This window comes from Enterobacter cloacae complex sp. 302F9, from assembly GCF_050030335.1.
Classification (GTDB): Bacteria; Pseudomonadota; Gammaproteobacteria; order Enterobacterales; family Enterobacteriaceae; genus Enterobacter; species Enterobacter hormaechei_C.
On sequence record NZ_JBLGUC010000001.1, the window covers coordinates 2,184,020 to 2,196,589 of the forward strand.

Here is a 12,570-nt window from a genome sequence, read left to right on the forward strand (position 1 = left end):
TCGCTGGTCATTGGTTTATTGGCTGTCATGATTATTTTCCTGCTGCAGTTTGTGCTGCTTAACGAAGTGGGCCACAGCCTTTGACTGGCTGGTGACGATCCCATTGATGGTGACGTTCTTACCGCGATATATTTGTGCGGTGCCGATCTCAATCCCTTCCAGTTTCACGTAAAGCGTTTTTCCTACCACCTCTATTTCAGGTACTGGCTGTGAAAGACGGTACGTTTCACGCGCTTCTGCAATCGCTTTGTGCTCGTCCATAATGGCCAGCGCTTCGGCCAAAGCAGCACCTTCAAGAGTGAAGACGCCTTCATAACTGATCGAGGCCTGAGCCATCAACTCAACGAAACGGCGAGCGTTCTTTACGCTGAGCTCAGGCGCGATAGAACTGCGGGTAACTTTTGTTTTTCCCTGAGCAGCCGCGACAGCCTTATCGTGCTGGAGAACTTTTCCGGCCTGCTCGCCATACTCCATAACGCGCTCAACCGCGACATCGACAGACACTGCACCGGATTTAACTTCCTGCTGAACGTCATGGTTCGCCGTGCTCAGGAGAAGCAGTTTCTCTACTGTCGCCACAGACTTGTTGACCAGTTTTGCTATCTCGCTGGTGGTCTGGTTGAAGGCGTTATGCAGCTCCTGAATAACTGCAGCCTGTTCCATATCGGATAGCCCCTCGTTCAACCTCAAAGTAATACGAACTTTTGATGCGGTTCAAAATGCCGCCTCACACATGCAAACCTCAGACAGAGTTCAGGCGGGAATATTGCTGCTTGAATCCGCAGCCAGAACCCTGAACCTTTCCAACTCTTCGAAACTTGGTGCTTATCAAAAACTCCAGCAGGTAGCGGGTCTTCCAGATCTGATGCCGCATTACGCCATCGATGCACCTTCCGGTGCGCAGGATGGATCCAGCCGTCCTACTCAATCACTCAGCGCTTTGCTTAAAGCAAAAAACATCCGCATCACCGCCAATCAGGTTTATCACATGATGTCCCACTTTGGGATTGTGGAACAAAAAGAGCGAAACAGTCGTTCTGGTGTGAATGGTGTTAAAAAGTTCTGGTCACTTACTGCCAAAGGCTGCATGTATGGCAAGAACATCACCAGCCCTGCAAACCCACGAGAAACTCAGCCTCATTTCTTTGAGTCGAAGTTTGCGGAGCTTCTTAAAATAATCGACATCGTAGCCTGAGGTAACAGTGAGAGCATTACTGACACCTGAAGTTGCACCAATGTCCGGGGTGGTTCTGTTCCGCCCTGGCAATGAACTGCTCTGGCTGTTTCGTCAGGGAAGGGTGGTTATTGAGACGCCATCAGAAGCAATCCAGCATTTGCCATCAGGTCTTATCCCGGAAGCACATCAACCACTGACAGATGATGGCAGTATGCAGGCTATTTTTGAAAATGAGAGGGTTATTCAGCGTGCTGGTGGCCTGAATGGGCTTGATAGCTGGCTGGAACGAAAATTTGAATGCCAGTGGGAGATCAACGACTGGCACGCACGTGACTTCACGCTCATGCGCCATGCCCCTGGCAGCATCCGCCTTTGTTGGGGCTGTGATAATCAATTACGTGAGCAAACCACTGAAAGGCTGGCAGGAATTGCCAGACAGAACCTGGTACAATGGATACTCGAAAGGGTGAATATTGAGTTAGGTTTTAACTCTGACCACACCCTGACGCTTCCAGAGTTCTGCTGGTGGATGGTACGCAATGATCTTGCTGACCTTATTCCTGAATCGGTGGCGACTAAAGCCCTCAGGATGAAGCCTGAATCGTTCAGCTCGGTAATGCGGGAAAGCGATATCACTCCCACATTACCGGCAACTGAAATCCTCCAGGAGAAAGCAAAGAAGATAGTGGCAGTGAAGGTAGACCCCGAAACGCCAGAGTCTTTTATGCTGAGGCCAAAGCGCCGCCGCTGGGTGAATGAGAAGTACACCCGCTGGGTAAAGTCACAGCAGTGCAGTTGCTGTAACAACCCGGCAGACGACCCCCATCACCTGATAGGCCACGGGCAGGGTGGAATGGGAACAAAAACGCACGACCTGTTTGTGATACCGCTGTGCAGAGCGCATCACGATGAGTTGCACGCTGATCCTGTGGCATTTGAAGCGAAGCACGGCGACCAGTTAACGCTGTTGTTTCGGTTTTTAGATCGTGCGCTGGCAATCGGCGTATTAGCATGAACAGTGGAGAAAATATGCGTGATATCAAGATGGTTTTAGATCGTTGGGGCGGATGGGCTGCGAGCGATAGTTCTGGAGTAGATTACTCACCCATAGCAGCTGGCTTCAAAGGACTTCTGCCTCAAACAGGCAAGTCCCGCCTTTCTTGCACTGACGACGACGCTTTGATTATTGAGGGGTGTTTGGCTCGGCTCCAAAAAAGAAAACCTTATGAACATTCACTTTTAGTTGCACACTATCTCTATGGCATCTCGAAGCGGAAGATAGCAAAAGCACGAAAAAAAGATGAGAAGCTAATACGTATAGAGATCCAGATGGCAGAGGGGTTTATAGAAGGTTGCCTATCTATTATTGATGCCAAATTGGATTTGGATTGGTAACATGCAACCCCAACTTTATTATGTTGGGGTTTATTCTATTTCTTAATAATATTCGATGTTCTTGGTGCCGTAATTATTAAATATTTTACTTTAGGGGTGAGGGTTCCTTTGCTTGTATAGAAGTCTATCAGTAGTCTAAATTCTTTTTCATGCGAATAAGTACGTGGTTTTGTGAATGGTATGTTTTTGTGTATTGAGTAGATGAATTTTGGATCTATGTAAAAATCACGGTTGTTGAACCTCCCAATGCGATCTCGGTATATGACTTCTTTTAACTCAACGTTTATGCCAAGGTCATCTATATCAAAGTTCTCATCGAAAATTTCCTCTCCATTCATTATCCTTTTTTTAATATCAGCATAGAAATCCTCACCTATGCATTTTATAGCCCTCTGGATGTCATTTCTAGTAATGACCCATTTGTCATCATATGATTTAAATATTCGATTTGATTCTTCGATGTGATCAAGCCCGGATAAACAAAAAATGAATCTATTCTTATGAGTCCATTCAAACTGTACATTTAAAATTTCCATGTAAATCATTTTTTCTGAAAGAAAACTTTTCTTCTCAATGCTTTTTCTTTCTAAATGCGCGTTGAGGATGTTATTTGGGTTGTTGATGAGGTATGCCAAAAAATTTTTGTTTAAATGAACATGTTCTAATTCTAAACTCATAAAATAATGCCCTTCACGGGCATCAGCAACTTGCAGATCAATGGTGTCTCGATACTCTTGTAGCGTTCCCATCTTAAGCGTTTGAGAATGCGTTACATTATCTTTCTTATAACAACTTTTAACAAAATATGGCGGAAGGTATGTCAATCTTCGCATTAAGAATTCCTTCTTTTTCAACTTTAACCACGATTTGAACCACAATTTGCAATTGAAAAAAAACTTATCGCGGTCCGCGAAACTTGTTGTAATGTGATAAGGGTTGTTACTTCGTTACTCATCTTAAACGTATTTCACGTTACTCAAAAAACAAAAAACCAATCAACCCGCAATCTTGCGGTTCTTTCCCCTCGTTCTGAGAGGACTCACGGCAATAAGAGGGGGCTAAATGTCCGATCCTGTTTCTGGCACTACGTTAACGGCTGGTGGTCTTATGGGTGCCAGTATGTTCGGCATTTTTACCGGCATTGATTACGGTGTGGTGTTTGGTGCGTTTGCTGGCGCGGTGTTTTACGTAGCCACGGCAGTAAACATCAGTCGTCTTAAGCTGGTGGGCTACTTCATCACGTCATTCATCTTTGGCGTTATCGGTGCGCCTCTGCTCGGTTCTTACATCTCAAAATGGACGGGTTATAGCGACAGGCCACTTGATGCTCTGGGGGCGGTAATCGTTGCGGCAGTGGCCATTAAGCTGCTGACGTTCGTTAATAGTCAGGATTTGGGTAGCCTGTTCGGAATTCTCTCTCGCTTACGTGGAGGAGGGGCCAGCAATGGTAACAAGTGATCCGAGTGCAATGGTGAACGCCGTTATTTGCGGTGTCATCGTCCTTGTCCTGATGTTCTACCAGCGCGGCGGCGCGAGACATCGCCCACTGATATCGCTGATGGCTTATTTCACGGTGCTGGTTTACGCCAGCGTCCCTTTCCGTTACCTGTTCGGCCTGTATCACGAATCACACTGGTTTGTGGTGCTGGTGAACGTCCTGATTTGCGCTGCCGTGCTCTGGGCTCGTGGAAACGTGGCGCGCCTTATTGATGCACTGAGGCACTAATGAACCAATCACAATTTCAAAAGGCGGCTGGGTTAAGCGCCGGGTTAGCTGCACGCTGGTTTGCGCGTATCGATGCTGCAATGAAGGAGTTCGGCATCACAGCTCCGCTCGATCAGGCCATGTTTATCGCTCAGATGGGGCATGAGTCAGGCGGGTACACCCGGCTGGTGGAAAGCCTGAACTATGCGGCGGAAAACCTGGTCCCCAACTTCGGCAGCCACCGCATTACCAACCAGCAGGCCGCCGCACTCGGCAGAACGGCAACACAACCGGCAAATCAGAAGGCGATAGCCAATCTGGTGTATGGCGGTGAGTGGGGCAAAAAGAACCTGGGCAACCAGGTTGCTGGTGATGGCTGGAAATATCGCGGTCGCGGCCTGAAGCAAATCACCGGTCTGAGCAATTACCGCAGTTGTGGACAGGCTCTGAAACTGGACCTTGTCACCCAGCCCGAGTTACTGGAGCGTGACGAGTACGCTGCACGCTCCGCTGCATGGTTCTATGTCTCTCATGGTTGCCTTCTTCATTCCGGCGATATTGAGCGCGTGACACTGCTTATCAATGGCGGTCACAACGGACTGGATAAACGCCGTGTGCTGTTTAACCTGGCAAAATCAGTGCTGGTGTGAGGTGAGCATGGGTATTGAAATGATTATCGGTATGGCTGTTGCTGTTCTTGGGGCCATCGCCGCAGCTTTCGGTTTTGGTCATGCCTCTGGAACGACTAAAACAGAAGCAAAATTCCAGAAGCAAAACACCGAAGAGAAAGCCGCTGCGACTGAAGCAGTAGCCGAACGCCGGGTAGAAGCAACGAAAGAGGCAAGCAATGTACAGCAGACTGTTAACCGTATGCCTGATGACGATGTTGATCGCGAGCTGCGTGACACGTGGAAGCGTCCCGGTGGTGGTTGATACTGCCTGTGACTGGGTAAAGCCAATCTACCTGACCGATCACGACATCGACGTTATGAACCGCCAGACGAAGAAAGACATACTGGTGCACAACAAGGCGTGGTCAAAAAACTGTGCTCATAATCATATGTGATATGCATCAAAGTGGCGTACGTTAAGTATTGCTGGCAAATCTATTCCATGAAGAATGAAGCATTGAATGGTTTCGTGAGGATGGGCCCTATATGCAGCAGTACTTGGAATCAATGAGAAAAGCAGTCACGGATGAAAACTGGTTTGCAGCGCTTTTTCTGGCGTTAGCAATGCCAGATATATGTGCAAAGTTAGAAACTCCCGATATGGCTAATGGAGAGATAGGGAAATTTTACAAGAGTTGGTTCAATCGATACCTAAGAAAGATTTATGCGCCAGAAAATCTCTACGAACTTTATAGTGTGATTTCGCCATGGGAACTAGAGCCACCTCAGAGAACTCCTGGACTGCCTTATATTGAAATGACAAAGGAGCAAAGAACTAGGCAATTGAAAGAATTCCCGGTCAACTTTGGGCCAAGATTTACGGCACAAGATTGTTGGAAGATGCGGTGTTCATGTCTCCATGCTGGAAATCTCAACGGGATGAAAAACAAATGGTATTTCACACCTCCAATTCCTGGCATCGATATTCATATGCATTCTGACGAATATGGAACTCAACTGCAAATTGATACCTTCGTTAATGATGTCTACCGGGCTGTGGAGGAGTGGCTTTTAGATGTAGATGGTGATGTAAAAATTCAGGAGCGAATATCTGAACTGCTTACTATTAAAAAAGAAAACTTGACGCCTCACGTCTCGATAACTTACTCCGGTCTTTAACACCGTTTCGCCACTCCGTCGTAAGTTGAGTTATTGGTTATCCCTTCCAAGGGATAAAGTACTGAATATCCCTTCCAAGGGATAAAGTACTGAATATCCCTTAGAAGGGATAGGTATTACAGCAGGTATTCAATGAGTGCCTGTGATAATGCTAAGTTACCCTCATTATCGGTGAGTGGATTCGGAGGCATGATGAAATATTGTCCAGAATGTGGGTCTAATGATGTTGTAAGGGATAAGCAAAGGGGCGGTTGGACTGCGGATTATATTTGTGAGAGCTGTGGGTTTAATAATGATCCTAGCGAATTCTTGTCAGAAACAGAGTACAAGATGAGAAAGAGAGCCGAGAGTTTACCCAGCGATCGTAAGAAGGAATGACCAAACCCGCTTCGGCGGGTTTTTTTTATGCGCATCGCACGCGCACATCAAAGAAAGTCTTTCAGCTGTGAGCCTGGGCAAACCGTTAACTTTCGGCGGCTTTGCCGTGCGACAGGCTCACGTCTAAAAGGAAAAAATCATGGCAGAGAAAATCATTAATTTAACCGGCCGAGCGACAGATGTTTTGTATGCGCTGTTTTTCCGTGGTGCGCTGCAAAGTGGCGAGCTGCCATCTAAATCTGGTGCAGCACAGCTTCGCGAGCTGGGGTTGGCTGAAACCCGACACACAGCAACAGCCTATGGGAAGGTAAATCATTTTACGTTTCTGACTGCTGAAGGGCAGGAGTTTGCTATTAAGCACCTGGTCAATACGCGCTTTGGTGAGACGGTGAAGCAGGAATACTACTCCCCGCTCGGGGTTGAGCTTGAATGCGCTCAAAAGGCGCTCGATGAAATTTGTGAAGAGATTCGCAGCAGCAAAGCATTTGAAAAGTTGATAAACGGAACGCCGATTCACTGTCAGGTGCATATTACCGATACGATGATTGGTGATGCCGCAGTGTCTGCCAACTATAGCGTAAAGATGAACGTGAACCACGGCGGCAAACTGCACGTTGCTTGCATGGCCGTCTGCATTGAAGGTGACCAGCGCAAGGTCGTGTTTGTGGCTGACCGCTTTAAGGTGAATGAAGCCGCTCAATCAGCCAGCAATAATGAAGAGACGGCCTTCAATGGTGGTCTGGCTTTTGGTGGTTTCCCTGGGGCAATTAGTCATGATGGATCTAATCCCGCTGATGGCAATAATGCCACCGCTGAACCAATCAGTTCAATTGCTTCAGCGACAGGCACAGCCACCAAGACGCGGCTAACCGACGAGATGCAAGAACTGGTTCTCAAGGCTGTACGTGAAAGTGATCTGTTCACATCCCTTCAGGCAGCATCAGCCTCTGACCTGCAACAGGCAGTGGATGACGCAGTGGGCAAGGCTCTCCGCAACGCGATGAGGCCGGGAGGCGCTATCTGGTCAGTCATCTCACATCGATAATGAATGGACGTTTAGACGTCTAAATGGCTTGGATTGAATGCGAAATGACGCAAGTGATAACCATTATCATTTGTGGGTCCTCCCGGAGGGGTGGCCTGCCACGGGGCGGCCGGTGCGCGGAAAACGCATAGTTTTTGCGATCTAGGGTCATCATCATCATTTTATGCAGGTCTTTGATTTAATTAGAGGCCATTTTCAAAAGATGTCGAATCGTTTAAAAAGTGTTCACCATCATGGACCAGGAAATCGCTTCTTTTAAGCTGAACATAAATCAGCTGGCCGGAATAACAGGTGTTCACCGGCAGACAGTCGCCGCCAGGCTGAAAAATGTTGAGCCGGCACCAGGCAGTAACGCCAAATTAAAACTGTTCCAGATAACAGACATTCTCACCGAACTGATGGTACCGACTGTCTCAGGAGAGCTCGAAGAGATGACTCCGTCTGACCGCCTGGCCCACTGGAAAGCGGAGAATGAACGGATAAAGTTCGAGCAGGAAACCGGGCAACTCATCCCGGCAGATGAAGTTGCTCGTGAATTTTCTCTGATGGCAAAGGCCATTGTCATGGTGCTTGAAACCCTTCCTGATGTACTTGAACGCGACTGCGCACTTACGCCCGCAGCAGTTAGCCGTGTACAGAGCGTGATAGATGATTTACGAGATCAGATGGCCCAGAAAGTACTGGATGCCGAAGAAGAGGAGGACGACCAGGAGGAGGACTGATGGCAAAGCGGGCATCAGCCAGGGGCATTCGTCGTGATGTTTCCGGTATATTACGCGCTCCACGTCGAATGTTAGTTGCCGACGCGGTGAAAGATTACATGCGAGTACCAATGGGAGCGGGGAACTCCGTTCCGTGGGACCCGAACCTGGCACCTTACGTTATTGAGCCAATGAACTGCCTGGCATCACGCGAATATGATGCGGTTGTGTTTGTTGGTCCGGCGCGAACCGGTAAAACCATTGGCCTGATTGATGGCTGGATTGTCTACAATATCGTTTGCGATCCCGCCGATATGCTCGTTATTCAGGTATCCGAAGAGAAGGCGCGCGAGCATTCCAAAAAACGCCTTGATCGTACCTTCCGCTCCAGCCCAGAAGTAAAAACCCGACTCAGCCCCCGGCGTAATGACAACAACGTTTATGATCGGACTTTCCGCGCCGGCAACTATCTCAAACTGGGCTGGCCATCAGTAAATATCATGTCCTCTTCCGACTATAAAAGCGTTGCGCTGACGGATTATGACCGTTTCCCGGAGGACATCGACGGGGAAGGGGACGCTTACTCACTGGCTTCAAAACGAACCACCACATTTATGTCATCTGGCATGACGCTGGTGGAGAGTTCTCCTGGCCGGGATATCAGGGATACCAAATGGCGCCGGACTACGCCACATGAAGCACCGCCGACCACGGGTATTTTATCGCTGTACAACCGGGGCGATCGCCGCCGGCTTTACTGGCCCTGCCCACATTGCGGCGAATACTTCCAGCCGGAAATGGACAATATGGCTGGCTACCGCGATAGCAATGATCCGGTTCTGGCGAGTGAAGCGGCATACCTCCAGTGCCCTGCATGTAAAGGCCGGGTCACCCCGGACATGAAGCGCGCCCTGAACATGAAGGGCGTCTGGTTACGTGATGGCCAGCATATTGACAGCAGCGGCAATATTCAGGGTGATGGTCGCCGCTCACGTATTGCTTCGTTCTGGATGGAAGGCCCGGCAGCTGCTTACCAGACCTGGGCTCAGCTTATCTACAAATTCCTGACAGCAGAGCAGGAATATGAAACCACCCGCAGTGAGGAAACCCTGAAGACGGTTATCAATACCGACTTTGGCCGACCTTATTTACCCCGCGCCAGCATAGAGCAACGCAAAAGTGAGTTGCTGGAGCAACGTGCTGAAGACGTGCCAAAACGCTCGGTCCCGGACGGCGTGCTGTTCCTTACAGCAACCGTGGACGTTCAGGCGGGCCGCAACAGGCGGTTTGTTGTCCAGATATCCAGACTGCAATAGGATCAGCTGGCGCGGTTGGCTTCTACGGTTCCTCTGGAACTAACTGGGGAAGTCCGGGAGGGTTGACTGGAGGGTTTGGTGTCATTCAGATGCCCGGAAACAATGCTCTTTACCGGACCCAATTTGCCACCACAGATTCGGGTACCAGAGCATTTCTTCGAGCGATTCAAAACGGAACGTTTGGGTCATGGGTTGAATTCTATACCTCAGGTAACACAACCAAAGCCAGTGACGGCACGCTTAAGGCTGCATCACCTGTCGTGCGTATTGTGAAGTCCCAGGAAGAAAATCAGCGAACTGATGTAGCCGAAGACGGTTTCTCCTGGTGTGGTTGCGCCACGGCGAACGAAGAGGCTGAGGGTATTGTCGTAAGCCGCATCGATGTCGGTGTTTATACGTTGACTGGCTCTGCTGGACTTGCATCATCTGGCTGGCAACTTCTACCGCCGATGGACCCGGGAGGGATGGGGGAGCTCGGTATTGTCGAAGCCGCGAAAGGGGATGATGGGATTCTGACCATTCGCCTGTTTAAGCGCAAATATATCTTAAGCGAAGATGGAGAAATGGTGAAAACGAAGGGCGTTCCAATCGATGTTCCGCTGAACAGCTGGATCGATGTGCGCCTTGATATGCCTGAGGACAGCATCTGGAAAACAAAAGTGTCGGCAGCCTCAATTGATAATCCTGATTCACAACCAGAATAACGGCCATTAATTATTTGCCGCAGGCTGTAACGTTGCCTGGCAGTCTGCGGCAACTTTTATCACTACAAGTGCTGTGATTCTGGTCCCTGAAGGGACCAGTGTTGATGCTATGGTTATGCTTTGACTAAAAGAACCGAACATATTTTGGCTCGAGAGGTATGAGCGCTCACCTTGGTATTTAATTACCTGCGCGATTTTTATTAACTGCTGGATAAAGAAGGAATAATGGGGCTGATAATAATATGCAAAACATATATACAAAAATAAACGCACCCCAAGATGGGCTATCTGCACCGAAATAATTGTCCCAAGTTTCCTTTTTCATTATCTTTAATGCTAATTTTTCTGAAACATAAAAAGCAAAAGGGAGGATCACTGCGCCTATGGCTAGGTAGGAAGCAATGTAAGGCATATAAGGTGCGTAAGCAGGGAAAATTTTCCCATCACGTAAGTCTGTTAAAATTACGTAAACAAGATAACCACAGCCAACTAAACCCCAAAGGCAATATTTTAAATAATATTTTAAAGTCATTTTTTATGGTTGAATGAGAAAGTGTATTTGAGTGTATCTGACAAAATCGCTGGGGGCAATGGAGAGTATTTAGATATTGATGACCTCTCCCCTTCAACCTGAAGTATACCCGTTCCACCACCTGCGCCGTCTTTAAGTTACAGGGGCGTGCTTCCTGAGGATTTTGCTGAGTGTCCTACAAACAGAAAGCAGGTGGCTGGTATTGAAGGTCATCGAATGAAGACTAAACTTCGAGCCACATATCAGCTTCTTCAAACATCTCCTGCACGACCCTGCTGATCTGCTCTTTCTCATGTTTGCTGGCATCAGTATTGATTGCCGGCAGCGTCATCATCGGTTTAACCCGAACCTCTGCATCTGGAAAAATACGGTGCACTCTTTTGCTTAATTCGCCATGAATGATGTCTTTGGCACCAGGCAAACCATCAAAATTTCTTTTGTCATAAACGAGTTCAACAAACATAACTTTTCCTTAGAACGTGAAAATAGCCTTGGCTTGATCTGTGGTCTCAAAAATACTACTGTATATGCATGGGTCTTCCCCGATCATGGTGGGAAGGCTCAGAACGCCATATTCAGCTTTCCGTAGTGGAACATCACCCCCAGTTTAAAGCGCTCCCGGTTCAGTTGCCTGGCTTTCTCCTCAGCAGCCTGATCTTGCTGTTAAGTGCCTCCGCATTTCGTCTTTTGACGCTGTCTCATCGCATTCAGGATCCCGTACAGCCTTTTTCCTATCGTTTTCGCGGCATTTTTCATCATGGGAACGTCACTGTTAGCCGCCAGCGCCAACCATCTCTGCCAGTCACTCCGTCTTTCCTCGCTCCATGGCCTGTTCCAGATATCCTTTGCCAGCTCTTTCAGCGCCCAGCACTGGTTCCGTCAGCTTCATCTGTGCACGCAGCCACATCAGCTTTTCCTGCCGGGATTCGGTCATCCACTTATCGCTGTACTGCCACAGGAAGCGGGTTCCTTTTGCCTGGTGTCGGCTTTCAACAGGGAGGTGCGGATGTTCATTCTGACGGGTTTTATCAACTACCTCGCCCAGTTGCTTCGCCACATGGAAGCGGTCAAAGGCGATTTTCTCAACCGCACTGGGTAAGTGGATACGCGCTGCTCTTATATAGCCCGCGTTCATGTCCATTGAGAGCGTTTTGATAGCCAGCAACTGCCCATCAGTGAGCGTGCGAAGATAGCCGGCAAGACTCTCTGTGCCGCGATCATCCGTTAAGGCCAGCGCCCGACCATCGCGATCGGAGATCACCGTTATGTAACGATGTCCTTTTTTAAAGGCGACCTCATCCACATTCATATGACGGGCGGATAATGGCTTTTTTATCCGGGCGAGACTCCTCGCTTAACTGCCCGGGTCATAATGCCGTCAACCGCATTCCAACTGAGCTTAAGTTGCTTCCTGACAGCATCAACGGTGCTGATTTTCAGCCATGAGAGAACGAACGATTCGAATAGCAACGTATACCGGCTTCCGGGGCCAGCCCACGGAACAGGCAACGTCAGGCAGCCATGCTCCGGACACATAATTCGTGGAACATCGGCTTCAACAATAGTGGTGAACTGGCAGGTATCAAGATGGCGCCATTTACGATGACGGTGATCGTGAACAGAACAGGATTTACCGCAGGTCGGACAGGCTAGCCGGGTGTTTTCAGCGATCTCAATAGTGACAGTAACAGAACCGGCATTTTCATCGAGAGAAAGGGACTTTACCTGCCACGGATCGGACAGGTTGAGAATATGAGCGTAGAGGGACTTTTCATCCATGGCGGTGACCTCTGGCGATTAAATACACCATTATCATGCCTTCAGCCA

Annotated in this window: 15 protein-coding genes and 3 pseudogenes; 13 read left to right on the forward strand and 5 right to left on the reverse strand. The window is 48.6% G+C overall.

Features of this window, described 5'->3' with window-relative positions; genetic code table 11:
- Positions 1 to 15: 15 nt before the first annotated feature.
- Positions 16 to 663, reverse strand: a complete 648-nt coding sequence (locus ACQG0T_RS10665) for a hypothetical protein (protein WP_271040778.1) — start codon at positions 661 to 663, stop codon at positions 16 to 18.
- Positions 664 to 670: 7 nt separating this feature from the next.
- Between ACQG0T_RS10665 and ACQG0T_RS10670 the strand changes: the two are divergent.
- From ACQG0T_RS10670 to ACQG0T_RS10680, 3 genes and pseudogenes are all read left to right on the forward strand, one after another.
- Positions 671 to 1,195: pseudogene (locus ACQG0T_RS10670) on the forward strand (KilA-N domain-containing protein); the annotation flags it as partial.
- A 7-nt stretch (positions 1,196 to 1,202) separates the two neighbouring features.
- Positions 1,203 to 2,192: a DUF968 domain-containing protein gene (locus ACQG0T_RS10675; RefSeq protein ID WP_271040779.1), complete on the forward strand. Its 990-nt coding sequence runs from the start codon at positions 1,203 to 1,205 to the stop codon at positions 2,190 to 2,192.
- A 14-nt stretch (positions 2,193 to 2,206) separates the two neighbouring features.
- Positions 2,207 to 2,572 (forward strand): antiterminator Q family protein, encoded by a 366-nt coding sequence (locus ACQG0T_RS10680; RefSeq protein WP_271040780.1) that lies wholly within the window; start codon positions 2,207 to 2,209, stop codon positions 2,570 to 2,572.
- Between the two features lie 35 nt (positions 2,573 to 2,607).
- Here the strand turns inward: ACQG0T_RS10680 and ACQG0T_RS10685 are convergent, their stop codons facing one another.
- Complete coding sequence (locus ACQG0T_RS10685) at positions 2,608 to 3,405, reverse strand: hypothetical protein (RefSeq protein ID WP_426723789.1); 798 nt, start codon at positions 3,403 to 3,405, stop codon at positions 2,608 to 2,610.
- Between the two features lie 229 nt (positions 3,406 to 3,634).
- Between ACQG0T_RS10685 and ACQG0T_RS10690 the strand changes: the two genes are divergently transcribed.
- The 10 genes and pseudogenes from ACQG0T_RS10690 to ACQG0T_RS10735 all read left to right on the forward strand — a co-directional run bounded on the left by ACQG0T_RS10690 (position 3,635) and on the right by ACQG0T_RS10735 (position 10,211).
- Complete coding sequence (locus tag ACQG0T_RS10690; RefSeq protein ID WP_271040782.1) at positions 3,635 to 4,030, forward strand: phage holin family protein; 396 nt, start codon at positions 3,635 to 3,637, stop codon at positions 4,028 to 4,030.
- On the forward strand, positions 4,017 to 4,298 hold the full coding sequence (locus ACQG0T_RS10695; RefSeq protein ID WP_271040783.1) for a phage holin family protein: 282 nt from the start codon (positions 4,017 to 4,019) through the stop codon (positions 4,296 to 4,298). Before ACQG0T_RS10690 ends, ACQG0T_RS10695 begins: the two co-directional genes overlap by 14 nt.
- Positions 4,298 to 4,927: a glycoside hydrolase family 19 protein gene (locus tag ACQG0T_RS10700; RefSeq protein ID WP_271040784.1), complete on the forward strand. Its 630-nt coding sequence runs from the start codon at positions 4,298 to 4,300 to the stop codon at positions 4,925 to 4,927. Before ACQG0T_RS10695 ends, ACQG0T_RS10700 begins: the two co-directional genes overlap by 1 nt.
- 7 nt (positions 4,928 to 4,934) lie before the next feature.
- Positions 4,935 to 5,210: a hypothetical protein gene (locus tag ACQG0T_RS10705; protein ID WP_271040785.1), complete on the forward strand. Its 276-nt coding sequence runs from the start codon at positions 4,935 to 4,937 to the stop codon at positions 5,208 to 5,210.
- Complete coding sequence (locus tag ACQG0T_RS10710) at positions 5,161 to 5,343, forward strand: hypothetical protein (RefSeq protein WP_271040815.1); 183 nt, start codon at positions 5,161 to 5,163, stop codon at positions 5,341 to 5,343. The genes ACQG0T_RS10705 and ACQG0T_RS10710 overlap by 50 nt, the downstream gene beginning before the upstream one ends.
- Positions 5,344 to 5,434: 91 nt before the next feature.
- A complete protein-coding gene (locus tag ACQG0T_RS10715; protein WP_271040786.1) occupies positions 5,435 to 6,067 on the forward strand; it encodes a hypothetical protein in 633 nt (210 codons plus the stop codon).
- A gap of 517 nt (positions 6,068 to 6,584) precedes the next feature.
- Positions 6,585 to 7,490, forward strand: coding sequence for a phage tail tip fiber protein (locus tag ACQG0T_RS10720; protein ID WP_271040787.1), 906 nt, complete (start codon positions 6,585 to 6,587; stop codon positions 7,488 to 7,490).
- Between the two features lie 233 nt (positions 7,491 to 7,723).
- Positions 7,724 to 8,212, forward strand: a complete 489-nt coding sequence (locus tag ACQG0T_RS10725) for a DUF1441 family protein (protein WP_156731048.1) — start codon at positions 7,724 to 7,726, stop codon at positions 8,210 to 8,212.
- Positions 8,212 to 9,495: pseudogene (locus ACQG0T_RS10730) on the forward strand (terminase gpA endonuclease subunit); the annotation flags it as partial. The gene ACQG0T_RS10725 and the pseudogene ACQG0T_RS10730, both read left to right, overlap by 1 nt.
- A gap of 101 nt (positions 9,496 to 9,596) precedes the next feature.
- Positions 9,597 to 10,211 (forward strand): pyocin knob domain-containing protein, encoded by a 615-nt coding sequence (locus tag ACQG0T_RS10735; protein ID WP_271040788.1) that lies wholly within the window; start codon positions 9,597 to 9,599, stop codon positions 10,209 to 10,211.
- 178 nt (positions 10,212 to 10,389) lie between these two features.
- On the opposite strand, the gene ACQG0T_RS10740 is transcribed toward ACQG0T_RS10735, so the two are convergent.
- From ACQG0T_RS10740 to ACQG0T_RS10750, 3 genes and pseudogenes are all read right to left on the reverse strand, one after another.
- Positions 10,390 to 10,743: a hypothetical protein gene (locus ACQG0T_RS10740; protein ID WP_271040789.1), complete on the reverse strand. Its 354-nt coding sequence runs from the start codon at positions 10,741 to 10,743 to the stop codon at positions 10,390 to 10,392.
- A 223-nt stretch (positions 10,744 to 10,966) separates the two neighbouring features.
- Positions 10,967 to 11,206, reverse strand: coding sequence for a DinI family protein (locus ACQG0T_RS10745; protein ID WP_271040790.1), 240 nt, complete (start codon positions 11,204 to 11,206; stop codon positions 10,967 to 10,969).
- Between the two features lie 98 nt (positions 11,207 to 11,304).
- Positions 11,305 to 12,522: pseudogene (locus tag ACQG0T_RS10750) on the reverse strand (ISL3 family transposase).
- Positions 12,523 to 12,570 lie beyond the last annotated feature (48 nt).

What these genes read in the sequence shown, in the direction of transcription:
- ACQG0T_RS10665 (WP_271040778.1), bottom strand. Translation starts at nt 663, where the DNA reads ATGGAACAGGCTGCAGTTATTCAGGAGCTGCATAACGCCTTCAACCAG.
- ACQG0T_RS10680 (WP_271040780.1), top strand. Translation starts at nt 2,207, where the DNA reads ATGCGTGATATCAAGATGGTTTTAGATCGTTGGGGCGGATGGGCTGCG.
- ACQG0T_RS10685 (WP_426723789.1), bottom strand. Translation starts at nt 3,405, where the DNA reads ATGCGAAGATTGACATACCTTCCGCCATATTTTGTTAAAAGTTGTTAT.
- ACQG0T_RS10690 (WP_271040782.1), top strand. Translation starts at nt 3,635, where the DNA reads ATGTCCGATCCTGTTTCTGGCACTACGTTAACGGCTGGTGGTCTTATG.
- ACQG0T_RS10695 (WP_271040783.1), top strand. Translation starts at nt 4,017, where the DNA reads ATGGTAACAAGTGATCCGAGTGCAATGGTGAACGCCGTTATTTGCGGT.
- ACQG0T_RS10700 (WP_271040784.1), top strand. Translation starts at nt 4,298, where the DNA reads ATGAACCAATCACAATTTCAAAAGGCGGCTGGGTTAAGCGCCGGGTTA.
- ACQG0T_RS10705 (WP_271040785.1), top strand. Translation starts at nt 4,935, where the DNA reads ATGGGTATTGAAATGATTATCGGTATGGCTGTTGCTGTTCTTGGGGCC.
- ACQG0T_RS10710 (WP_271040815.1), top strand. Translation starts at nt 5,161, where the DNA reads ATGTTGATCGCGAGCTGCGTGACACGTGGAAGCGTCCCGGTGGTGGTT.
- ACQG0T_RS10715 (WP_271040786.1), top strand. Translation starts at nt 5,435, where the DNA reads ATGCAGCAGTACTTGGAATCAATGAGAAAAGCAGTCACGGATGAAAAC.
- ACQG0T_RS10720 (WP_271040787.1), top strand. Translation starts at nt 6,585, where the DNA reads ATGGCAGAGAAAATCATTAATTTAACCGGCCGAGCGACAGATGTTTTG.
- ACQG0T_RS10725 (WP_156731048.1), top strand. Translation starts at nt 7,724, where the DNA reads ATGGACCAGGAAATCGCTTCTTTTAAGCTGAACATAAATCAGCTGGCC.
- ACQG0T_RS10735 (WP_271040788.1), top strand. Translation starts at nt 9,597, where the DNA reads ATGCCCGGAAACAATGCTCTTTACCGGACCCAATTTGCCACCACAGAT.
- ACQG0T_RS10740 (WP_271040789.1), bottom strand. Translation starts at nt 10,743, where the DNA reads ATGACTTTAAAATATTATTTAAAATATTGCCTTTGGGGTTTAGTTGGC.
- ACQG0T_RS10745 (WP_271040790.1), bottom strand. Translation starts at nt 11,206, where the DNA reads ATGTTTGTTGAACTCGTTTATGACAAAAGAAATTTTGATGGTTTGCCT.